Raw genomic sequence first — 23,445 nt, 5'->3', positions numbered from 1 at the left:
ATGCGGCTGTCCTGTTTCATGGTGAGGCGCAGCATCGCCGGGCGCAGCGTGACACGGTAGACGGTGTAGTGGCGGTGGTGTTCGCTCTGGGTGATGTCGGCAACAATGCCGTTGACGGTGCGTTGCAGCACCCCGGCTCGGCTGAAGGTGAAGCTGCCCGCTTTCAGCAGCAGTTTTTCCAGCGGCAGATCGTCGCGTGCGCTGGTTAGGGTCAGCGACAGGGTGAACAGCGTGGAGAGCGCTTCATCCAGGGTAAACTGGCTGACGACAAAGGTGTCGGGGGGTAATCCGCTGATGTTGAAGTTAAAATGTATACCATTGTCTTGCATGAGTTTTCCTTCCTTAACAATCTATTTTTCGTCAGGGTAAGTCGCACTACATTGCCGGTCGTAGCCCCGGCTGGGCTAAAAATCTCCAATTGGTTTCGCCAGGGCGTGGCCCTAACCCAATGCTGTCGATGTTGGGGACGGCAAGCGATCGCCGGTAGCGGATGCTGTGATAACGGGATAACGGATGCTGTGATAACGAAGGGGGTGATAATGGATCGTGTGAAAACGGATTGAGTAAAAACGGATCGTGTGGGCACACTGATCGCGTGTTGGTCGCGTGATCGTTGATGAGTGGCATCGTAAAGCGCTCCATTCCCTTCTCTCCCTGTGCGCAGCCCGACTGGCGGCGTTTTTCCGTTGGTGGTGTTTGGTCACAGTGAATAGCTAAAAAAGTCACCCGCTCCTGAAGGGTGTTTATTGCTTCCCATGCTGTTATTTTCTCGCCACAATGTCAATAATTACTTATTTTTCATAAGGTAAAGTGTACTTTTTGTGTTTATGTGCGCTTTTTCACTGGGCGCTGGTTAGTGCCGCTTATGACTGGTTGTTTTTTAACTTTTTATTTATCTGATAGGCACCGAGGATTGCCCGTTATCGGTTCAATTAAAAAGACTATTGTGCTGATTTATCTTTTATTTCTTAAGTATTACTCTGTTAAAAAAGTAAATAATCAGCATCAATACCGCTATTGTGAAGTTATCTTGCTAGACGCGAAGGCTGTTGGACAAGAGCGGTGGTGTTGACACCACCGCTTGGAGTTAGCAACTACTCATCTTCAAGGTAGGTATAGCCATACAGACCAGACTCAAATTCAGCAATAAATTGCCGTTGCAGATCAGCACTGAGATCGGTTTTTTTCACTTGGTCACGGAATTTTGCCAACAGTGCTGACGGGTCAAGCTGCACATATCGCAGCATGTCCGCTACTGTGTCGCCATCATCAGAGATTTGGGTTTCGGTGCTGCCATCAGCAAAGACAAACACATCAACGGTGGCGCTGTCACCAAATAGGTTGTGCATATTGCCCAGTATCTCTTGGTAAGCACCGACCATGAAAAATCCTAGCAGGGGTGGGTTTTCAGGATCGTAAGGTGGCATTGGCATGGTGGTTGCTACGCCGTCACCATCAATGTAGTGGTGAATGCTACCGTCAGAGTCACAGGTGATGTCGAGTAGCACGGCTCGCCCTTCTGGCGGCTGATCTAGCCCCTCTAATGGCAGTACCGGAAACAACTGCCCAATGCCCCAGGCATCGGGTATCGACTGGAACAGCGAGAAGTTGAGGTAGAGTTTGTCCGCCATGCGCTCTTGCAACTCATCGATAATTGGGCGGTGCGCACGGTTGCTCGGGTCGAGTTGCTGCTGGATGTTATTGCAGATGTTCAGGTATAGCTGTTCGGCATAGGCTCGTTTGCTCAGATCCAATATGCCGTGGGTGTATTGTGTGTGAACATCGTGCAGATCCATCTGGCTGTCATGCAGCCATTCACGCAGCGAGCGGCGGTTGTCAGGCTCGCTCATCTCCTGCCAGGTTTCCCATAGGCTTTCTACCGCTCGCGGTGCATCATCTGCCGGTGGCTGTGGCTGGCAGAACTGGTTGCGTTCGACACCAATCACGTTAGCCACCAGTACGGTGTGGTGTGCAGTGACTGCGCGCCCCGACTCGGTGATCACCGTTGGGTGTGGTAGTCCATGTTCATTACAGGCGTCGCCAATGCCCCAGATCACGTTGTTGGCGTACTCATTCAGGCCGTAGTTGACCGAGCAGTCCGATTGTGAACGTGTTCCCTCATAATCAACCCCCAAACCACCACCAACATCAAAGCACTGGATATCGACTCCCAGCCGGTGCAGTTCAACATAAAAACGTGCTGATTCACGCACGCCGGTAGCGATGTCACGAATGTTGGCCAGTTGCGAACCTAGGTGGAAGTGTAGTAACTGTAAGCTGCTAAGCCGATTGGCGGCTCGCAGGGTTTCCACCAGGGTTAATACTTGGGTTGCGGCCAGGCCAAATTTCGATTTTTCACCACCGCTAGATTGCCACTTCCCTGCCCCCTGTGATGCCAATCGGGCGCGTACTCCTAAGCGTGGTACCACGTTTAGCCGTTCTGCTTCTTCCAGTACCAGTGCGATCTCCGACATCTTTTCGATCACTAGGTAGATTTTATGCCCTAGTTTTTCACCAATCAGCGCTAGGCGAATGTATTCGCGATCTTTGTAGCCGTTACAGACAATTACCGAGCGGGTCATACCAGCATGGGCCAATACCGCCATCAGTTCTGCCTTTGAACCGGCTTCCAGCCCGAGTGGTTCGCCAGAGTTGACCAGCGATTCGATCACTCGGCGGTGCTGGTTGACTTTGATCGGGTAGACCAGAAAGTAGCCGCCTTCGTAGCCAAATGCTTCACGCGCACGCTGGAAAGCGGCATTGATGGAGCGCAGACGATGCTGCAGGATCTGTGGGAAGCAGAACAGTGCTGGTAGGTGCAGCCCCTCTTGCTGTAGCTGTTTCACCAATTGGGCCAGATCGACCTGTGCTTCTGGCTGATCCGGATCAGGGCAGACGCTGATGTGCCCTTGTTGATTAATACCAAAATAGTTGTTGCCCCAGTAGGCGACGTTATAGGTGCGCAGCAACTTACTGGTATTTCGATCACTCATGACAACCTCCCACTTAGGGCATGATGGTAAATAATTGCTCAGCGATAGCCGTTGGCTGCCCTGTTCGCCAGGCGGATGAACGGCAATCTGTTCAGCAGGGTTTGCCAACCGACTGACTGACGTCGCGTGCCAGATAATAAGGGTACAACATGGATGGAGTCCCGTTGAGACAGGATAGAAAATAACACGCTAACACGGCAGTGCCGTTACGCTTAACCACGGTGTAGCTTGTGCTTCATCAATCCGTTAGCGTCATCACCACACCAATAGCCTATCGGCAGTGTATACCTGCACTAACAGATACCAAATGAAAATTGACTCACACTGCGTTAACCGATGAAAAAAAATGTTTCATTGCTGTTCGGTGCTCAATGTTGATCGCTCGCCGCGCAGTTGTGGTGCAAAAAGTGCTGGCAACCGGCGCTTGGCTTGCTTTAGAATAGCCGTCCAGATGTTAATCCATCTATACTTTTATATTGCTTAACGCGGCTAATCCCGATATAGCGTATTCCGCGTAATCATTTAAAGAATAGAAAAAAATTACTTAATCGTCGCACAGGCCGCCGTTTGCCCGTGGCAAGTGTCAGGTTGCTTGCGTGCCTGTGTTGCCGCTTTTTCCATTGAGTGCAAGGTAAAGAACACTATGGCTAAACACCTTTTTACGTCTGAATCTGTCTCTGAAGGACATCCAGATAAGATTGCCGATCAGATCTCTGATGCGGTGCTTGATGCTATTTTGGAACAGGATCCCAAAGCGCGGGTCGCTTGTGAAACTTATGTCAAAACCGGCATGGTGCTGGTCGGTGGCGAGATCACCACCAGCGCTTGGGTCGATATTGAGGAGATCACCCGTAAGACGGTGCGCGATATTGGTTATGTCCACTCCGATATGGGCTTTGATGCCAACTCTTGTGCCGTCTTGAGTGCGATTGGTAAGCAGTCACCCGATATTAACCAAGGTGTTGATCGTACCGATCCACTTGAGCAGGGTGCTGGTGACCAGGGCTTGATGTTTGGCTATGCCACCAATGAGACCGATGTGCTGATGCCTGCGCCAATCACTTATGCACACCGTTTGGTGCAGCGTCAGGCTGAGGTACGTAAGAAGGGTATTCTGCCGTGGCTGCGTCCTGATGCCAAGAGCCAAGTCACTTTCCAGTATGATGAAGGCAAGATTGTCGGCATCGATGCGGTGGTGCTCTCCACGCAACATGCTGAAGAGATCGCGTTGAAAGATCTGCAAGAGGCGGTGATGGATGAGATCATCAAGCCGGTGCTGCCGTCTGAGTGGTTGCATAGCAACACTAAGTACCATATCAACCCGACTGGCCGGTTTGTGATTGGTGGTCCGATGGGCGACTGTGGTTTAACCGGTCGTAAAATTATCGTTGATACCTACGGCGGTATGGCACGTCACGGTGGTGGCGCATTTTCCGGTAAGGATCCTTCGAAGGTCGATCGTTCCGCTGCGTACGCTGCGCGTTATGTGGCAAAAAATATTGTCGCTGCCGGGCTGGCTGATCGTTGTGAGATCCAAGTCTCTTATGCCATTGGTGTTGCTGAACCAACGTCAATTATGGTGGAGACGTTCGGTACTGAAAAAATTGCTAATGAGCAGCTCACCCTGCTGGTGCGTGAATTCTTCGATCTGCGCCCTTATGGCTTGATCCAGATGATGAATTTGCTACAACCGATCTACCGTCAGACTGCGGCTTATGGCCATTTTGGCCGTGAAAACCTGCCGTGGGAAGCGACTGATAAGGCCGAGCTGTTGCGTGAGGCGGCTGGTCTGAAGTAACCGTTGTCTCCATTGACCGGCGGCATCGCCGCATGTCGCCGGTTGCCTGTTCGACACAGTCACAGCACAAGGTCGCGCTGTCGCTTCAACAGCCTAACGCTGTTCACTGCTCAGTAGCCGTCGGTTGGCACCAATATCAACCTGCGCCATTCAACCACCACCATATAGCTTGCTGCGAAAACTGGGTGCCAATAGGTAGTCAAGACACCAGCGGCTCACTTTTCCTGCGCCTTCACTGCGTGCCGCCAGAAAAAGTTGTGTGGCATGTTTATGCCCCCGCATCGGTTTTTTGATCAGTGTGCCGCTATTCAGTTTGGGTGAGGCGAGATGATGCGGGATGTAGCCAATCGCCAGATTGCGCTCAATCAGTGCAATTGCCATGGCAAAGTCAGGCACAAACACCGGTTTCTGCCCTTCCAGTAACCACGCTTGCTGAGGGACAAAATTGATCGCCGTGTCACGAATGCATACCGCCGGATATTGCCGCAATGCGCTGTTTTCTAACGGTTGTAATTGGCTGGCCAGTGGGTGATTCGGCCCGACAACAAAATCCCACTCTAAATGGCCGATCGATTCACTGATGATGCCTTCGGTACTCGGTACCGCATGTGGCGCTCCAATCACTAGGTTAGCTTTTTTGGTATACAGCACATCCCAGCAGCCGTTATACACCTGACTGTCGATGGTTAAGCGTGTTGATGGAAAGGTCTGTTCAAAATCACAGATGAATTCAACAATCGCGGCAGTTGGCACAATATTGTTGACGGCAATGGTCAGTTCCTGTTCTACACCGCTGTGGATCAGTGTGGTGTTGCGGCGCAATGCATCGAGATCGTTGAGGATGGTCTTGCTGTGTTCAATAAAATACTCACCAGCGGGTGTCAGTTCAATGTAGCGCCCTTTGCGCAGAAACAGTTCAACCCCACAGCTCTCTTCCAACTTTTTGATGGTGTAGCTCAGTGCGGAAGGCACTTTGTTGAGGTGCTCGGCCGCGCTGGTAATGCTCTGGTATTTGGCTACCAGATGGACTACACGCAATGTCTCATCAGAGATAAACATAATCATTCCCTGCAAAAGAAAAAAGATCCGCAGATCGTCGCTCAGTCATCGTTCACTCTGCCGGATTATACCCTCAGCCGGAAAGCCTCCGCTAATCAGATTTCCCTTAGTCTGAGCCGTTAGCTACCGTGATTAATACTGATGCTAGGCTAAACGGCCGCCGTTAACCGGTTGCTAGACTGTTATTAGTATTAACAAACACCAAATTAATACATATCAATAACATATAAATAATAAGTTAATAAAAAATTAAGATCAATTAACAACAAAAGCAACAAAATAAATCCTATTTAATCTTCAATTAACAACTTGAACCCCAAATGAGTGTGACAAGTTAATTAATCGATTAATAATATCATGTTATGATCACATTGCTTTAGATCAAATTTTTTCCAATTACCTATTTTGGCTTATTTTTGACTTACAAACGAAACTCTAGCCATCATCATGTAAAAACCTATTTATTGTAGTGGCTTTGACGAGTATCATACCGACGGGTAACCGAGTCTGTTTGATCTTGTACATTGGTTAGCTGTTTTTTAAGCAACTCGTTTTTCCATCCTCAATCGCTACTTAACATTGAGCGAGTGGTTGTAGGCAGCAAGATTAGATAACTTTTGTTGTGCTCAGGGTATTTACTGCGAGGCATTAGCGGCTATTCTTGATCGAATAATACCGATAATTGCAAGTTGGATTCAGGGTCAACGCATTAATGCAGTTTGGGCGAATAGTATTCGTATTCATATAACTATCATATGTTTTAACACAATTTAAACAATATTTGCTGGTTTTGTGAAATCAACACTATCACTGAAAAAACTGTCATTCGATGCTGGCACCTTGAGGTTGAGTCTTCCTGCGAGGAGCAAGGAGTCAAGATGTTTGATATTGTCGAACTGTCACGTTTACAGTTTGCTTTAACAGCAATGTATCACTTCCTGTTTGTCCCATTAACGCTCGGTATGGCGTTCTTGCTGGCAATCATGGAGACGGTGTATGTCCTGTCAGGCAAACAGATCTACAAAGATATGACCAAGTTCTGGGGTAAGTTGTTTGCGATCAACTTCGCTCTCGGCGTGACCACTGGGTTAACGATGGAGTTCCAGTTCGGAACCAACTGGTCTTACTTCTCACACTATGTCGGTGACATCTTCGGTGCGCCTCTGGCGATCGAAGGGTTGATGGCATTCTTTCTGGAATCTACCTTGGTTGGGCTGTTCTTCTTTGGTTGGGATCGTCTCAGCAAAGTACAACATCTGGCCGTCACTTGGTTTGTTGCCTTAGGCTCAAACTTGTCAGCACTGTGGATCCTGGTGGCCAACGGCTGGATGCAGAATCCGGTCGCGTCTGATTTCAACTTTGAAACCATGCGTATGGAGATGCTCAGCTTCTCTCAACTGGTGCTAAACCCAGTCGCTCAAGTGAAATTTGTTCACACCGTTGCTTCCGGTTACACCACCGGTGCGATGTTTATTTTGGGGATCAGTGCCTACTACCTGCTGAAAGGTCGTGATTTGGCGTTTGCTAAGCGCTCATTTGCCATTGCTGCCAGTTTTGGTATGGCGGCGATCTTGGCCGTTATCGTGTTGGGTGACGAGTCGGGCTATGAGGTCGGCGATGTGCAGCGCACTAAGCTGGCAGCAATCGAAGCAGAATGGGAGACTCAGCCTCCACCCGCCGCCTTTACCCTGTTTGCTATTCCGGATCAGGAAAAGATGGAGAACCGGTTCTCGATCCAGGTTCCGTGGGCATTGGGGTTAATTGCTACCCGCTCTTTCGATCAACCCGTGATTGGTTTGCGGGATTTGATGGCAGAACATCAGGTGCGTATCCGTAATGGGATGAAAGCCTATCAGTTGCTGGAGCAGTTACGCTCCGGTAGTACCGATCCGGCGTTACGTAATGCATTTAGCGACGTAAAACAGGATTTGGGCTATGGCTTACTGCTTAAACGCTATACCGACAACGTTGTTGATGCCACCGAAGAGCAGATCCAGCAAGCTACGCGTGATTCGATCCCACGCGTTGCTCCGCTCTATTTTGCCTTCCGTATTATGGTGCTGTGTGGCTTGATTATGCTGGTTGTGTTTGCGCTCTCTTTCAGCAGTGTACTGCGTGGGCGTATTGGTCAGAAAAAATGGCTGTTGCGCGCGGCGCTGTTCAGTATTCCTCTACCTTGGATCGCGGTGGAAGCGGGCTGGTTTGTGGCGGAATATGGCCGTCAACCTTGGGCGATCGGTGAGGTGTTGCCAACCGCAATTGCCACGTCTTCACTCACCGCTGGTGATTTGCTGTTCTCTATGGCACTGATTTGTGGCTTGTATACTCTGTTCCTGATCGCTGAACTCTATCTGATGTTCAAATTTGCCCGTCTGGGACCCAGTAGCCTGAAAACTGGCCGCTATCACTTTGAACAACCGGCTGCCGCAGTGCAGGAATCGCACTAAACAGGAGTCCACGCTATGTTTGATTATGAAGTATTGCGATTTATCTGGTGGCTCTTGGTTGGCGTTCTGCTGATCGGTTTTGCCATCACGGATGGTTTTGATATGGGCGTCGGTATCCTGATGCGTGTTATCGGTAAAACTGATACCGAGCGCCGTATTATGATCAACTCGATCGCGCCACACTGGGATGGTAACCAAGTCTGGCTGTTGACCGCTGGCGGTGCGCTGTTTGCTGCCTGGCCAATGGTCTATGCTGCAGCATTCTCCGGTTTTTATATCGCAATGATCTTGGTGTTGGCCGCGTTGTTCTTCCGCCCGGTCGGTTTCGATTACCGTTCTAAACTGGAAAATAGCCGCTGGCGTAACCTGTGGGATTGGGGCATTTTTGTCGGCAGCTTTGTTCCAGCAGTGGTATTCGGGGTTGCATTCGGTAACTTGCTGCAAGGGGTTCCGTTTGAAGTTAACCAATACCTGCGTCTGTTCTATACCGGTAACTTCTTCCAATTGCTTAATCCGTTTGGTCTGTTGGCTGGGATTGTTAGCCTGACGATGCTGGTCACACAAGGGGCAACTTATCTACAGATGCGCACTACCGGCGAAATTCTGCTGCGTTCACGCGCAGCAGCACAGATCTCTGCGCTGGTGATGTCACTCTGTTTCCTGTTAGCCGGTGTCTGGCTGGTGAAAGGGATTGACGGTTTTGTCGTCACGTCAGTGCTCGATACCGCCGCCGAGTCTAATCCTCTGCGTAAAGAAGTTGCACACCAAGCAGGTGCCTGGCTGCTGAACTACCATAAGTATCCTATCCTGTGGGCGCTGCCTGCGTTAGGTGTGTTGCTGCCACTGTTGACTGCTCTGTTCTCGCGCTTGGCAAGCGGTGCAATGGCGTTCTTGTGCTCGTCACTGACCATCGCCTGTGTGATTTTGACTGCTGGGGTGACTATGTTCCCGTTTGTGATGCCTTCAAGCACACACCCTAATGTCAGCCTAACCATGTGGGATGCCACTTCCAGCATGTTCACGCTGCAGGTGATGACGGTGGTCGCGATTATCTTTGTGCCGATTGTGCTGTCGTACACCTGCTGGTCGTACTACAAAATGTCTGGTCGCTTGGATAAGCGCTTTATCGAACAGAATAAACACTCACTGTATTAAGTTTAGGGAGCTAAACCATGTGGTATTTTGCCTGGATCCTCGGAACGCTGCTTGCCTGTGCATTGGCGATTATTACTGCACTGGCGATCGAACACAGTGAAGAGTCAAACAAGCAGCAAGATGTTGAGTAAGCGGTCGTTTACTGATGACTAAGTTGCACTGTCTGATTAGAGGGTCCGTCAGGGCCCTTTCACTGCTGCTGGCACTGGTCGTAGCAGGGGCCATTTTTTGGGATCCAACCCGCTTCGCTGCCCGCACCAGTTCGCTGGAGATCTGGCAAGGCTTTTTACTGATGTGGGCGGTGTGTGCCGGGTTCGTCCACGGTGTCGGTTTCCAGCCACGCAGTCTGTTTTGGCGGCTGTTTTTTGCGCCATTGCCAGCGATTGTGATCTTGATTGCCGGTGTTATCTATCTGTTGCGCTGAGCCGATAACCTCAATTTCTGCTTTCACGCAACCGGAGTGCGCAAAGTAAACTGTGCGCACTTTTTTCATTCCCAAGGCGATCTCTCTTGAGTATAGTATCGAGCCAAGTCATATTGTTTTGGAAGTATTGTGAGCCATACGCTATTTCGATGGCCGGTGCGTGTCTATTACGAAGATACCGATGCCGGTGGGGTGGTTTATCACGCCCGTTATGTTGCTTTCTACGAACGCGCACGCAGTGAAATGTTGCGTCAGCGTGGCTTTCATCAGCAGCCGCTACTTGCTGAAGGCGTCGCTTTTGCTGTCCGCCGTATGACTGTCGACTATCTTCGCCCTGCTCGCCTGGATGATCTGTTGGAAATACAGACTAAAGTTATTTCAGTACAGCGTGCTTCGTTGACCTTTAAACAGTCTATCGTCAATAGCAGCGGCACTCTGTTAAGTCAGGCTGAAGTTTTGATTGCCTGTGTCGATCCACACCAAATGAAGCCAATAGCGCTTCCTAAGTCTATTGTCGCGGAGTTCAAGCAGTGACAGATATGAATATCCTGGATTTGTTCCTGAAAGCCAGTCTGTTAGTGCAGATTGTGATGCTGATTTTGATCGGCTTCTCTATTGCTTCTTGGGCAATCATTATCCAGCGCACGCGCATTCTCAATGCCGCCAGCCGTAATGCAGAAACATTTGAAGATAAATTCTGGTCGGGTGTTGAGCTTTCTCGCCTTTACCAAGAGAGTCAGCCACGGCGCGAGACGCTCACAGGCTCAGAGCAGATCTTCCATGCCGGTTTCAAAGAGTTCATCCGTTTGCACCGTACTAACAATCATGCGGCTGAATCGGTGATTGAAGGTGCCTCGCGAGCGATGCGTATTGCGATGAACCGTGAAATAGAGGCACTGGAAAATCATATTCCCTTTCTTGGCACCATCGGTTCTGTCAGTCCTTATATCGGGCTGTTTGGCACTGTCTGGGGCATTATGCATGCCTTTATTGCGCTTGGTGCTGTCAAACAAGCCACATTACAAATGGTGGCACCCGGGATTGCCGAAGCACTGATTGCTACTGCGATCGGCTTGTTTGCTGCCATCCCTGCGGTGATGGCCTATAACCGCCTCAATTTGCGCGTGAGTAAGCTTGAGCAAAATTATGACAACTTCATTGAGGAGTTTACGGCTATTTTGCACCGCCAAGCATTCTCTAAAGAGAATCAGCCGCAGTAGGAGCAGATATGGTAAGCAGAAATCGACGCTCTCGGCGCGAGCTAAAATCGGAAATCAACATCGTTCCGCTGCTGGATGTGCTATTGGTCTTACTGCTGATATTTATGGCTACAGCGCCGATTATTAGCCAGAGTGTGCAGGTTGATCTCCCCGATGCCGCAGATGCCAAAACCGTCTCCGGTAGCGAGAGACCGCCAGTGATCTTGGAAGTTGCCGGTGTTGGTCAATATACCTTGGTGATTGATAACTCGCGGATGGAGTCGTTAGTGCCAGCACAGATCGCCGTCGAAGCCAAGTCGCGCCTGGCATTAGAGCCAAAGACCGTGTTTCTTATTGGGGGTGCCAAAGATGTCCCCTACGATGAAATTATTAAGGCACTAAATATATTGCATCAAGCTGGCGTCACCTCAGTTGGTTTAATGACGCAGCCAATCTAACTGCAAACAGCAGTCAGTGTGATCCCTTTAATGACCCGTTTTTGAGATGCTACTTTGGTAAAAACAACAGGACAAAACCATAAACTAAAACGTGCAGTAGTGGTGTCAGTAATTTTGCATGTTCTGGTACTCGCGCTAATCATTTGGGGTTCTTTATATCAGAGAGCCGAAGTGAGTGCGGGTGGTGACGGCGTGGCAATTGATGCCATTATGGTTGATCCTGCTGCTTTGGCTGAACAGTATCACCGTCAACAACAGCAAGCCAGTGATCTACAGCGTGCCGAACAGTTGCGTGAAAAGAGGGCACAACAGCAGGCTGAGGAGCTACAGCAAAAACAGGCCGCCGAGCAGCAGCGCCTAAAGCAGTTGGAACGCGAACGTTTGCTGGCACAAGAGAAAGCAGAACAAGAAGCCAGAGCGCGTGCAGAGCAGCAGCGTATCGCCGCTGAGCAGCAAAAGGCAACTGAAGAGGCAATCGCTAAAGCGAAACAGCAGCAACAAGCGGCTGAGGCTGCCGCTGCTAAGGCGAAAGCCGAAGCAGAAAAATTAGCGGCTGCCCAAGCACTGGCACGGAAAAAGGCAGAGGAAGAGGCTAAGAAACAGGCTGAGGCGAAAAAACGGGCAGAAGAAGCACAACGTGCCGCAGTAGAAGCCGAGAAAAAAGCGGCTGAAGCCGCTAAGCAACGCGCCGCTGCCGAGGCAGAAAGAAAAGCAGCAGAACAAGCAAAGCAGCGTGCTGCTGCAGAACAAGCGAAAAAGGCGGCGGAGGCAGAAGCCGCCAAACAGTCTGCTGCGGTCGAGAACCTGTTTGGTGACTTGGCTGATGACAGTCGTGCCCCCCAAATCAGCAGCACCAATACCCCTGGTAGTGATAAACCAGCCGGCCAAGGTAGTGCTAAGACTGTCGGTGCGAGTGGTGTTGATGTTTCTGGTTATGCCAGCCAGATCCAGGCAGCGATTAGAGAAAAATTCTTTGATCCCACTCTGTTTGTTGGCAAGACATGTAGTCTGCATATTGCGCTTGATCCAGAAGGTAATTTTAAACAGATCACTGCAGTTGGCGGTGATGCAGTGTTGTGCCAATTGGCCATTTCTTCCGCCAAATTGGCCAATATTCCCAAACCACCGAACCAGGCGGTATATCAATACTTCAAAGATGCCGTTCTTGAATTTAAACCGTGATAATCTGGCGGGCAAAATGGCGCTAACCCGCTAGGTGGTGAGCCGGTGGTGACCCAACCAGGCAAAATAATGTTTACCCTGTTGATTGTGATGAATTAATGAGCACTTATGCTCTCACTCTGGAGACGAGATGAAGCGGCTATCTCAAATTTTGCTTACCCTGTTAGTTTGCTGTGCATTCGTTGTGCAGGCGCAAGTGCGTATTGAAATAACCCAGGGCGTCGACTCTGCACGCCCGATTGCGGTGGTGCCATTTAAATGGCTCGGTTCCAGCAAAGTGCCGGAGGAGATTGGCGCTGTTATTGCTGCGGACTTACGTAATAGCGGTAAATTTAATCCGATTGATGTCGCGCGTATGCCACAACAACCGGGTAGTGTTTCCGAGCTGACGCCTGCGGCTTGGGCGGCTTTAGGCATTGATGCGGTGGTGGTTGGTCAGATCCAGCCTGATGCCGATAACGGTTATCTGGTCTCCTATCAGTTGGTCGATACTGCTGCTGCACCGGGAACAATTCTGGCACAAAATCAGTATAAAGTGACGAAACAGTGGCTACGTTATGCTGCCCATACCGCCAGCGATGAAGTGTTTGAGAAATTGACCGCGATTAAAGGCGCATTTCGTACCCGTATTGCTTATGTCGTGCATACCAATACCGGCAAGTTGCCTTACGAGCTGCGTGTCGCCGATTATGATGGATACAATCAATTTGTTGTTCACCGTTCCCCTGAACCATTAATGTCTCCAGCCTGGTCACACGATGGCAGCAAGCTGGCCTATGTCACCTTTGAAAGTGGCCGTTCGGTGTTGGTGGTTAAGACTTTGGCCAATGGCAATGTACAGCAAGTTGCTGCTTTTCCTCGTCATAACGGTGCCCCCGCATTTTCACCTGATGGCACTCGCTTGGCGTTTGCACTGTCGAAGAGTGGTAGCCTGAACCTCTATGTGATGGATCTGCAATCTAGGCAGATCTCGCAAATCACTCGTGGCCGTAACAATAATACTGAACCAGTTTGGACGCCGGATAGCCAGTCGCTTATCTATACCTCTGATCTGGGCGGTCGACCACAGATTTATAAGATCAGTGCCAGTGGCGGTATACCGCAACGTTTAACCTGGGAGGGAGCACAGAATCAGAATGCCGATATCAGCGCTGATGGTAAATTCTTGGTGATGGTCAGTTCCAACCAGGGCAAGCAGCATTTGGTGAAGCAAGATCTGACATCTGGCAGTGTGCAACAACTTACCGATACTTTTCTTGATGAGACACCAAGTATCGCCCCCAACGGTACCATGGTGATCTATAGCTCGACACAAGGCTTAGGCTCAGTGCTACAACTGGTTTCCAGCGATGGGCGCTTCAAAGCTCGATTACCAGCAACCGATGGGCAGGTTAAATTTCCCGCTTGGTCACCCTATCTGTAACCAAGCAGACAAGAACTCGCGTTGCAGCTTCCATGTCACTGGGGCTGCATTAATCCACCAACACTGGCTTGGTGATGTCACCAATAAATTCCACACAAGGATCAAACATGCAACTGAATAACGTGTTCAAATCTCTGGTGATGAAAAATGTTGTCAGCAAAAGCATCGTGTTGACACTGCCGCTGTTTCTAGCGGTAGCTTGTAGTTCAAATACAGCCAGAACCGGTAGTTCGTCAGTCGACAGCAGCGCCAGTAACGGTGCTACTGGCTCAGGCGCTAGCGGCTATCCAACCCCACAATTGTCAATCGCAGAGCAGGCACGTTTGCAACGCGAAGAATTGCAAAGAAATAACACCGTTTACTTTGCTTTTGATAAATACGACATTAGTCCTGAGTTTGCCCAGTTACTTGATGCTCATGCTACTTTTCTGCGTAGCAATCCAACTTATAAAGTCAAAATAGAAGGGCACGCTGATGAACGGGGCACACCAGAATACAATATTGCTCTGGGGGAGCTACGGGCTAATGCGGTGCAAATGTATCTGCAAGGCAAAGGGGTGTTAGCTGAACAGATCACTATCGTCTCATTTGGCAAAGAGAAGCCGGCGGTGCTTGGCCACGATGAGACGGCATGGTCTAAAAACCGTCGAGCCGTTCTGGTGTATTGAGGTTAACCGATGAAAATGCGTTTAATCTTACCTTTGCTGGCGACTCTGCTGCTAACAGCCACACCATCCTTGCTACAGGCGGCAAGCAACAGTACAAACTCTGTTGCTGATCGCCTTACCTCGCTTGAGCGCATCAGTTATGCACGTGGGCAGTTATTGAATCAGATCCAGCGACAACTCTCTGATAATCAGCGTGATATCGATATGCTGCGTGGTCAGCTTCAGGAAACCCAGCATAAGCTACAGCAGTTAACTGAACAACAAAAACAGCTTTATCAGCAAGTTGAATCACTGACCCAAGTAGAGCAAAAACCAGAATCTGTAACAGCTGCAACTCCCGCACAAGCTGCTGCTGAACCCGCCAATGAGCACAGTGACTACAGCATTGCAGTGACGCTGGCGTTGGAGAAAAAACAGTATGATGAGGCAATCAGCGCGTTTCAGAGCTTTATCAAACGTTATCCTCAGTCAAGCTATCAGCCGAATGCCAACTACTGGTTAGGTCAGTTGTTCTACAACAATAAAGGACAGCGAGACGAAGCCAGCTATTACTATGCAGTAGTGGTCAAGAATTACCCCAATTCAGCCAAAGCACCGGATGCAATGTACAAAGTGGGTGTGATCATGCAGGAGAAGGGGCAACTGGAAAAGGCCAAAGCAGTTTATCAACAAGTGAGTAAGTTATATCCAAACAGCGAGGCAGCCAAGTTGGCCAAGAAACGCGTATCCAGCTTGTAGATAACCTCATCCAGACCACAGATTGATTGTGTTGCGGATGATTTAGCTCATCTTCTGGGCAGATAACAAGCAATCGAGTGTCATAGATGAAAATTTAGGTTGCACTGCCCGGATAAATTAGTAATATATGCCGCCGTTGCCAAGACATCTTGTTGAACGCTTGCAGCTGTCTGCCTGTCATCAATGCCGTTGTTTTTTAACAGCTAATTGATTTTTTGACCGGCAATTTGCCTGAGTGGTGATTTTTTTAATCAGCCAGTTTTTCAACTTATGGTGCTATAGCACGATTGCCGAAGAGCAGGTGATCAGTAGTTGGCAACGTGTGTTGGGTCGTTAGCTCAGTCGGTAGAGCAGTTGACTTTTAATCAATTGGTCGCAGGTTCGAATCCTGCACGACCCACCAATTCTTAAGATTTATCCACAGTAAGTAAGCAGTACCATCCTTACGATGGGTCGTTAGCTCAGTCGGTAGAGCAGTTGACTTTTAATCAATTGGTCGCAGGTTCGAATCCTGCACGACCCACCACTATCACTTTCCGCTGCTATCCATTGCCAAATCTGTGCTAATTGTTCCTGCTGTTAGCTGACGTCAGCGTCTTGTTATCACTTCGCTATGCTGCGGTTGATCACAGTAATGGCCAATATGCGGCTGTCGTATTGTTGCTAGTAAACAGCCGCAGTAAGTGGGTCAAATCTTTAAGCGATGGCGATTTCTCTCAATCAAGGCTGCACCGATACCTGGCACCTCCTGCAATTGCTCAATTTGCGTAAATGGCCCATTCTGCTCACGATAGCGCACAATCGCTTCTGCTTTTTTCAAACCGATACCGCTGAGTGTACTGGCCAGCTTCTCTGCACTCGCCTGGTTAATACTCACGCGGTTCTGTTCTTCTGCTATTGGCTTATCGCCACTGCTTTTACTGTTTGCCGCTGTTGTCGCTGGCGGCTGTTTGGGCTGAACTCTCTCTGCCGCTAAGGCGGACGAGCCGATGATAGCGATCAGTGCGGCTGACAGTAACATCCGTATTGCAATAGCAATACGGCTTAGGGTGCTCTGTTGGAAACGTGCCATTCTCTGTTCTCCTTGTGGTTAATTGCCAGCTTAACTTGCCGTAGAAATAGCAATTCATCAAACGGCAGAGTTAAAAGCTGGAAAGGATCACGAAGACAACGCTGAGTTATTGCATCAAATTAACAAATCGATGCGAGCGAGATCGCCCTTACCGCACTGCAACGCTTAAGTTCGGTGAAAAGCGTTCTGATAGCGATATCAGCGCTAAACGGATGGCAGCGAGTGTTGCCGGCAATAGATGCAGTATTGGAGAGTTGTCGCGACGGTGAAACAATCACGCCGCTGAGACGATGCGGGTAACAACTGTAGAGTAGGCAGGCGGATGCCTGCCTGAGAAACCGTCAGCTACCCACTGATGCAGATGAGCAGGAGACTGTTTGTAGATTAGCGCGGTGACTGTTCAGTGATACCCATTTTTATCGAGGCATCTTTGCGCAGATTGGCTAACAATGACTCCAAAGCAACGTTGGCCGCATTGTTCTCCATCTGTTGCATAAAGGTGTTCATCTTGTCTGCTGGTAGTTCGCCAGGTTTTACTGCATCAAGCGCAATGATCACAATGTTTCCTTGGCTATCTTGCGCTAGGCCATAGCTAACTTTACCCGCTGCGGGATGTGCTAATGAGAAGATAGTGTCAGACAACTGCCGATCTGCTTGTTCACGTGACATAGTCTGCCGTTCAGCAAATGTTAACCCAGCAGCTTTGATTGCTTCTTCGCCTTTGCCTTGGTTCAGCTCAACCAATAGCTTTTCAGCTTGTAGTCTAGCCTGTTGCAATGCCTTGTTGCGTTTCACTGTCTCCAGCACACGCGACTTCACCTTGTCGAATGGCTCAATCTCTTCTGGCTGATGCGCGACCACACGCAATACCAATGCACGATCACCTTCAACCGAAATGATATCCGAATTATTGCCCGGTGAGCCGCTATCACCAATCAGTGCATCAGAGAAGATAGCCTGAACAACTTGTTGGTAATTAAGCACCTCAGGCACATTATCTCGCGTAAACCACTCTGTCTGCACCGCCTTCAGACCCGCTGCCTCTTCAGCACTGGCTAAAGATTCATTGTCGCTGGTGACTGCTTCATTGATCTTCTGTTGCAGTGCATAGAAAGCATCAAGTGCTTTTTCTCTCTTCAGTAACTGGGTTATTTCGGCATGTACTTCGCTCAGTGGTTTGATCACTGGAGCTTTGATTTCATCCAAACGAACGATTAGATACCCTACTGAAGAGGAGATCACTGCAGACAATTGTCCCTTTTCAGTCAGGTTGGCTAGCTTCAGTTCATCACTCATCTCATTTGACGTCATCCAATCTAATGCGCCGCCATTACGCTTTGAGATGATATCTGTCGATTTTTCTTTAGCTAATTTGGCGAAATCAGCACCGTTCTGTAACATTTTTAGCACTGCTTGTGCTTCCGCTTCACTGGCAAGTTGGATGATGCGGAATTTTTTCTGTTCAGGTTGGCCGAAACTGCTCTGATGTTGTGCGTAATAGGCAGCGATGTCTGCTTCTGCAATCTGAATGTTCTGCTGCAACACATTGGCATCAAGCAGAATGTAGCTGACCTTGACCTGCTCTGGTGCCAAAAAGCTGTTCTTATTTTGGTCGTAATAAGCGCTGAGTTCCTCATCGCTAACACTCTGTTTAGCTTCTATCGCTTTCAGATCTAGTGTGGCGAGACGTACATCACGCTGTTGTAATAACAGCGAGATCACTGCTTGTGCTTCATTCGGTGGCACAATGCTGCCGAGGCTGAAACCTTCAATCATCTGCTGATTGATCAACTGCTGACGCATCGATTGGGCATAATTCTCGGCGCTGTACCCAAGACGGCCAATCAGTTCGAGATATTTAGCGTTGTCAAACCGTCCATCAGTTTGAAAGTAAGGCTCCTGTCGGATAGCCGCTTTGACCTGTTCATCACTGATATTCAGGCTGAGCTGTTTGGCATACTGATCAAGTAATACTTTGTCGATCAACTGTGACAATACCTGATAACGCAGTTGCTGCATGTAGCCTTCATTACTGGCTAGCATCGAAAACTGGTCACCCAGTTGCTGCTGTAGGGTATTGCGCTCACTCTGGAACGCCTGTTCTAACTGGGCTCTTCCAATCACTTGACCATTAACTTTTGCTGCGTAATCACTGGAACCACCAATGAGGTAATTACCGACGCCAGTCAATACAAATGACAGTACGATTAGACCCAGGATTATTTTTAGCACGACGTGGTTAGCTGCCGCGCGTAAATTGTCCATCATAGTGTGACAACTCTCCGCTGTGATGTGGATTAACAACCCTTGCGCAGGTTAGTTACCTGCAACAAAATAAAAAAGCGCATCCTGTTTGATGCGCCTGCTATCTTACCTTACCAGTATCGCCGCGTCAGTCGATTGTTGTTGCCATAACACGAGTCACTTGGCGTGGTAATCAGTTTACTGCGTCTTTCAGCGCTTTTCCTGGACGAAAAACAGGAACCTTGGTAGCTGCAATTTTAATTTCTTTACCGGTTTGTGGATTACGACCAGTGCGTTCAGAGCGTTCACGTACCGTAAAAGAACCAAAACCAACCAGTGCAACATCTGTTCCTTCCTGCAGAGATTCGGTAACGGAGTCCAGAATTGCATCCAGAGCCCTCCCTGCTGCGGCCTTAGAAATATTAGCACCTGCGGCAATTTTGTCGATCAGTTGTGACTTATTCACTCAATTATCCCCTATAGAATTCAAGCATCGCACCGAAAAAAATCCACGATGGCGACAACAAAGTTGTTATATCAATCCCACCATACCTTGGCAAGATATCAAATACCAAAGCAGGCCTAGCTAGCAGGCTCTAACTTAGCGGTATAAAAAAATGCTGGCAAGGGTTAAATGGATTGCCAGCATTACTTTTTTTAAAATATTTTGCTATTTATCACTATCTTTAACGACAGGCTGAGCGCCAAATGCCGGGTCCTGCAGCGCGATGCTCAGAACTTCATCAATTTTCTGTACTGGATGGATCTCCAGATCAGCAATCACATTGGCAGCAATCTCTTCCAAATCACGTTTGTTATCATACGGGATCAGTACTGTTTTGATTCCACCACGATGTGCCGCCAGCAGTTTCTCTTTTAGCCCACCAATCGGCAGGACCTGACCACGTAGGGTAATTTCTCCCGTCATCGCAACATCAGCACGTACTGGGTTACCGGTTAAACAGGAGACCAGCGCTGTACACATAGCAATGCCTGCACTTGGGCCATCCTTCGGTGTCGCACCCTCCGGCACGTGAACGTGAATATCGCGCTTTTCATAAAAATCAGCATTAATACCCAATTTCTCGGCTCGTGAGCGTACCACTGTCAATGCCGCTTGGATCGACTCCTGCATCACTTCACCTAATGAACCGGTGTAGGTCAATTTGCCCTTACCGGGCACACAGGCAGTTTCAATGGTCAGCAAATCACCGCCCACTTCTGTCCATGCCAACCCAGTGACTTGACCAACACGGTTCTCGGTGTCCGCGCGACCATAATCAACGCGCTGCACACCAAGATAATCTTTCAGGTTGTCACTGTTGATCTCAATCTGCTTGAGTTTTTTGTCCATCAACAGGGCTTTGACCGCCTTACGACACAGTTTCGAGATCTCCCGCTCTAGGCTACGTACCCCTGCTTCACGGGTGTAATAGCGAATGATGCCAATAATCGCGCTATCATCAACCGTTAACTCACCTTTTTTCAATGCATTGCGTTCAATCTGTTTAGGCAACAGATGCTTTTTGGCAATATTGAGTTTCTCATCTTCGGTGTAACCAGAAAGGCGAATCACTTCCATACGATCAAGCAGTGGCGCTGGGATGTTCATCGAGTTCGAAGTGGCGACAAACATCACATCAGAAAGATCATAATCGACTTCAAGGTAGTGATCATTGAAGGCGACATTCTGCTCCGGATCTAACACCTCCAGCAGTGCTGAAGCTGGGTCACCACGCATGTCTGATGACATTTTGTCGATCTCATCAAGCAGGAACAGCGGGTTTTTCACCTTCACTTTGGCCATTTTCTGGATCAATTTACCCGGCATTGAACCGATATAAGTGCGACGATGACCACGGATCTCCGCTTCATCACGCACACCACCCAGCGCCATGCGCACATACTCACGCCCTGTCGCGCGCGCAATAGATTGCCCAAGTGAGGTTTTACCAACCCCTGGCGGCCCGACTAAGCAGAGGATTGGACCTTTAATTTTCTTCACACGACTTTGTACTGCGAGGTACTCAAGGATGCGCTCTTTAACACGTTCCAGGCCGTAATGATCACTGTCGAGCACTTCTTGTGCTTTGGCGAGATCTTTCTTCACTTTACTGGCTGTGTGCCACGGCACCTGTAGCATCCAGTCAATGTAGCTACGTACTACCGTGGCTTCAGCAGACATTGGCGACATCATCTTCAGCTTTTGTAACTCGGCTTCGGTTTTCTCGCGTGCCTCTTTTGGCATTTTTGCGGCTTCAATTTTGCGTTTGAAAGCCTCTTGCTCATCCGGCGTGTTATCCATCTCACCGAGCTCTTTCTGGATCGCTTTCATCTGCTCGTTGAGGTAATACTCGCGCTGGCTCTTCTCCATCTGTTTCTTGACCCGGTTGCGGATACGCTTCTCTACCTGCAACAGGTCAATTTCTGATTCCATCATGCCCATTAGATATTCGAGCCGTTCAGCCACATCGGACATTTCAAGTACTGACTGTTTATCAGCCAGTTTCAATGGCATATGAGCAGCAATGGTGTCAGCCAGACGCGCAGCGTCATCGATGCTATTCAGCGAGGTCAGCACTTCTGGCGGAATTTTTTTGTTCAGTTTGATGTAACCTTCAAACTGATTGATGACTGTGCGTACCAGCACTTCCTGCTCTCGCTCTTCGATTGCAGGAGAAACAATATATTCCGCTTTGGCTGAAAAATGCTCACCGTTGTCTGACAGTGTGGTGATGCGCGCACGCTGTAGACCTTCGACCAGCACTTTGACTGTGCCGTCAGGTAATTTCAGCATCTGCAGGATGGTGGCTACGGTGCCGACCGAGAACAAGTCGTTAACACCAGGCTCATCTGTCGACGCCTCTTTCTGGGCGACCAACATGATCTTTTTATCGTAATCCATCGCTGTTTCAAGACAGCGAATCGATTTTTCCCGGCCAACAAACAGTGGTATCACCATATGCGGATAGACCACTACGTCACGCAGTGCCAGCACAGGGATTTCAATGCGTTCAGAACGCTCAGGGTTCATAGAGCTCTCTCTTAAGTTAATTTCCGCCAGGTCCAGGAGGAATTTCATGAGACGTAACCGTGGCGCGTTTCACAAAATCAGTTTCACGAATATATGGGGATGATTCTCTTGGATTCAACGGCAATCCGCTAGAGAAAAGCAATCATGGGGGAGCTTCTCCCCCATCTCACCATGAGCGGCTGGCTGACTGGCTAATCATTCACCAGAAGCATGAGCTTCCGGCTGGCTATAAATCAGCAACGGCTCAGACTGCCCGGCGATAACTGCTTCATCAATCACCACTTTTTCAACATCTGTTAGTGAAGGTAAATTATACATGGTATCTAACAATGCACTCTCAACGATCGAGCGCAGACCTCGAGCACCTGTTTTACGTCCCATCGCCTTCTTGGCTATTGCCGTCAGGGCTTCATCACGAAACTCAAGCTCAACACCTTCGAGTTTAAATAGCGCCTGATACTGTTTGGTTAGCGCATTTTTAGGCTCTCTCAGGATCTGGATCAGCGCTTCTTCACTCAGTTCACTCAGCGTAGCAACTACAGGTAAACGACCGATAAATTCAGGTATCAAACCAAACTTGATCAGATCTTCCGGTTCTACCTGAAGCAGCAGTTCACTCTCAGTCGCCTTTTCCGCTTCACCTTTTACCTTGGCAGCAAAACCAATACCTGAACCGCTATTCACCCGTTGACCAATCACTTTGTCCAGACCGGCAAAAGCACCACCACAGATAAACAGAATTTTAGAGGTATCAACCTGTAAAAACTCCTGCTGTGGATGCTTTCTGCCACCCTGCGGTGGCACGGCGGCAATAGTGCCTTCGATCAGTTTCAGTAATGCCTGCTGTACCCCTTCACCAGAGACATCTCGCGTGATAGAAGGGTTGTCTGACTTACGTGAAATCTTGTCGATCTCATCAATATAAACGATACCACGTTGTGCCTTTTCTACATCGTAGTCACATTTTTGCAATAATTTCTGGATAATATTCTCAACATCTTCACCGACATAACCCGCTTCGGTCAGCGTAGTGGCATCTGCCATGGTGAAAGGAACATCAAGCAGCCGCGCCAGTGTTTCGGCCAATAAGGTTTTACCGCTGCCGGTTGGCCCGATCAGCAGGATATTGCTTTTGCCAAGTTCGATCCCGTCACTGTTGTCACCATTGCGCAAGCGCTTGTAGTGGTTGTAGACCGCAACCGCCAATACTTTTTTGGCTTGCTCCTGGCCAATCACGTAACCATCCAAGTGATGACGTATTTCATGCGGCGTTGGCAGTGAGTTACGCTCGCGGTGTGGCGCAATGTCTTTCACTTCCTGACGAATGATGTCGTTACACAGATCAACACATTCATCGCAGATATACACCGACGGACCGGCAATCAGCTTACGCACTTCATGCTGGCTTTTGCCACAAAAAGAGCAGTACATCAGTTTAGCTGAACCGCTCTTGCGCTTATCTGTCATGGGTTAAACCTCTTATTTTGTTTTTGCCCCGCCGAATCCATGGTACAAGTACGGCCAAACACGGCAACTGAGAATGCAATCGGT

Annotated in this window: 21 protein-coding genes and 2 tRNA genes; 14 read left to right on the top strand and 9 right to left on the bottom strand. The window is 49.1% G+C overall.

Annotation, left to right across the window (positions count from 1 at the left end):
• The 3 genes from EOJ37_RS09210 to speA all read right to left on the bottom strand — a co-directional run.
• On the bottom strand, positions 1-329 hold a 329-nt coding region (locus EOJ37_RS09210; RefSeq protein WP_276318277.1), incomplete at its 3' end, for a contractile injection system protein, VgrG/Pvc8 family.
• A gap of 46 nt (positions 330-375) precedes the next feature.
• The gene (locus tag EOJ37_RS09205) at positions 376-726 is read right to left on the bottom strand and encodes a hypothetical protein (protein WP_127959629.1); all 351 of its coding nucleotides are present in this window, start codon (positions 724-726) and stop codon (positions 376-378) included.
• 368 nt (positions 727-1,094) lie between these two features.
• On the bottom strand, positions 1,095-2,993 hold the full coding sequence (speA, locus tag EOJ37_RS09200) for a biosynthetic arginine decarboxylase (RefSeq protein WP_127959628.1): 1,899 nt from the start codon (positions 2,991-2,993) through the stop codon (positions 1,095-1,097).
• Positions 2,994-3,636: 643 nt separating this feature from the next.
• Here speA and metK point away from each other — a divergent pair.
• Positions 3,637-4,791 carry a methionine adenosyltransferase gene (metK, locus tag EOJ37_RS09195; RefSeq protein ID WP_127959627.1) on the top strand — a complete coding sequence of 385 codons (1,155 nt, stop codon included), beginning with the start codon at positions 3,637-3,639 and terminating at the stop codon, positions 4,789-4,791.
• A 150-nt stretch (positions 4,792-4,941) separates the two neighbouring features.
• On the opposite strand, the gene EOJ37_RS09190 is transcribed toward metK, so the two are convergent.
• Positions 4,942-5,850: a LysR substrate-binding domain-containing protein gene (locus tag EOJ37_RS09190; protein WP_127959626.1), complete on the bottom strand. Its 909-nt coding sequence runs from the start codon at positions 5,848-5,850 to the stop codon at positions 4,942-4,944.
• A gap of 878 nt (positions 5,851-6,728) precedes the next feature.
• On the opposite strand from EOJ37_RS09190, the gene cydA reads away from it, so the two are divergent.
• The 13 genes from cydA (at position 6,729) to EOJ37_RS09125 (ending at position 16,070) form a co-directional block, all read left to right on the top strand.
• Positions 6,729-8,297 carry a cytochrome ubiquinol oxidase subunit I gene (gene cydA, locus EOJ37_RS09185; RefSeq protein WP_127959625.1) on the top strand — a complete coding sequence of 523 codons (1,569 nt, stop codon included), beginning with the start codon at positions 6,729-6,731 and terminating at the stop codon, positions 8,295-8,297.
• 15 nt (positions 8,298-8,312) lie between these two features.
• Positions 8,313-9,452, top strand: coding sequence for a cytochrome d ubiquinol oxidase subunit II (gene cydB, locus EOJ37_RS09180; RefSeq protein WP_127959624.1), 1,140 nt, complete (start codon positions 8,313-8,315; stop codon positions 9,450-9,452).
• A 17-nt stretch (positions 9,453-9,469) separates the two neighbouring features.
• Positions 9,470-9,583 (top strand): cytochrome bd-I oxidase subunit CydX, encoded by a 114-nt coding sequence (gene cydX, locus EOJ37_RS09175; RefSeq protein WP_127959623.1) that lies wholly within the window; start codon positions 9,470-9,472, stop codon positions 9,581-9,583.
• A gap of 14 nt (positions 9,584-9,597) precedes the next feature.
• Positions 9,598-9,876, top strand: a complete 279-nt coding sequence (ybgE, locus tag EOJ37_RS09170; protein ID WP_127959622.1) for a cyd operon protein YbgE — start codon at positions 9,598-9,600, stop codon at positions 9,874-9,876.
• Positions 9,877-10,005: 129 nt separating this feature from the next.
• A complete protein-coding gene (gene ybgC, locus EOJ37_RS09165) occupies positions 10,006-10,410 on the top strand; it encodes a tol-pal system-associated acyl-CoA thioesterase (protein WP_127959621.1) in 405 nt (134 codons plus the stop codon).
• Positions 10,407-11,096, top strand: coding sequence for a Tol-Pal system protein TolQ (gene tolQ / locus EOJ37_RS09160; RefSeq protein WP_206194040.1), 690 nt, complete (start codon positions 10,407-10,409; stop codon positions 11,094-11,096). The genes ybgC and tolQ overlap by 4 nt, the downstream gene beginning before the upstream one ends.
• Positions 11,097-11,104: 8 nt before the next feature.
• Positions 11,105-11,533, top strand: coding sequence for a colicin uptake protein TolR (gene tolR / locus EOJ37_RS09155; protein WP_127959619.1), 429 nt, complete (start codon positions 11,105-11,107; stop codon positions 11,531-11,533).
• A gap of 54 nt (positions 11,534-11,587) precedes the next feature.
• Positions 11,588-12,715, top strand: a complete 1,128-nt coding sequence (gene tolA / locus EOJ37_RS09150; protein ID WP_127959618.1) for a cell envelope integrity protein TolA — start codon at positions 11,588-11,590, stop codon at positions 12,713-12,715.
• Between the two features lie 130 nt (positions 12,716-12,845).
• Positions 12,846-14,138 (top strand): Tol-Pal system beta propeller repeat protein TolB, encoded by a 1,293-nt coding sequence (gene tolB, locus EOJ37_RS09145; protein ID WP_127959617.1) that lies wholly within the window; start codon positions 12,846-12,848, stop codon positions 14,136-14,138.
• Positions 14,139-14,275: 137 nt separating this feature from the next.
• Complete coding sequence (gene pal / locus EOJ37_RS09140) at positions 14,276-14,806, top strand: peptidoglycan-associated lipoprotein Pal (RefSeq protein WP_420820628.1); 531 nt, start codon at positions 14,276-14,278, stop codon at positions 14,804-14,806.
• 9 nt (positions 14,807-14,815) lie between these two features.
• The gene (gene ybgF / locus EOJ37_RS09135; protein ID WP_127959616.1) at positions 14,816-15,544 is read left to right on the top strand and encodes a tol-pal system protein YbgF; all 729 of its coding nucleotides are present in this window, start codon (positions 14,816-14,818) and stop codon (positions 15,542-15,544) included.
• A gap of 327 nt (positions 15,545-15,871) precedes the next feature.
• Positions 15,872-15,947, top strand: a tRNA-Lys gene (locus EOJ37_RS09130).
• Between the two features lie 47 nt (positions 15,948-15,994).
• A tRNA-Lys gene (locus EOJ37_RS09125) sits at positions 15,995-16,070 on the top strand.
• 162 nt (positions 16,071-16,232) lie between these two features.
• Here EOJ37_RS09125 and EOJ37_RS09120 read toward each other — a convergent pair.
• From EOJ37_RS09120 to clpX, 5 genes are all read right to left on the bottom strand, one after another.
• Complete coding sequence (locus EOJ37_RS09120; protein ID WP_170174637.1) at positions 16,233-16,616, bottom strand: ComEA family DNA-binding protein; 384 nt, start codon at positions 16,614-16,616, stop codon at positions 16,233-16,235.
• Positions 16,617-17,000: 384 nt separating this feature from the next.
• Entirely contained in the window at positions 17,001-18,884 is a 1,884-nt protein-coding gene (ppiD, locus tag EOJ37_RS09115; protein WP_127959615.1) for a peptidylprolyl isomerase, read from the bottom strand.
• A gap of 169 nt (positions 18,885-19,053) precedes the next feature.
• Positions 19,054-19,326 (bottom strand): nucleoid-associated protein HU-beta, encoded by a 273-nt coding sequence (gene hupB, locus EOJ37_RS09110; RefSeq protein WP_127959614.1) that lies wholly within the window; start codon positions 19,324-19,326, stop codon positions 19,054-19,056.
• A gap of 204 nt (positions 19,327-19,530) precedes the next feature.
• The gene (lon, locus tag EOJ37_RS09105; protein WP_170174635.1) at positions 19,531-21,894 is read right to left on the bottom strand and encodes an endopeptidase La; all 2,364 of its coding nucleotides are present in this window, start codon (positions 21,892-21,894) and stop codon (positions 19,531-19,533) included.
• 195 nt (positions 21,895-22,089) lie between these two features.
• Entirely contained in the window at positions 22,090-23,361 is a 1,272-nt protein-coding gene (gene clpX, locus EOJ37_RS09100) for an ATP-dependent protease ATP-binding subunit ClpX (RefSeq protein ID WP_127959612.1), read from the bottom strand.
• Positions 23,362-23,445: the final 84 nt, after the last annotated feature.

The organism is Serratia microhaemolytica, assembly GCF_004011885.1.
In the GTDB taxonomy this organism is placed as follows: Bacteria; Pseudomonadota; Gammaproteobacteria; order Enterobacterales; family Enterobacteriaceae; genus Serratia_G; species Serratia_G microhaemolytica.
Note: the sequence above shows the minus strand (reverse complement) of the source record. Positions and strands in the feature narration are given on the sequence as shown.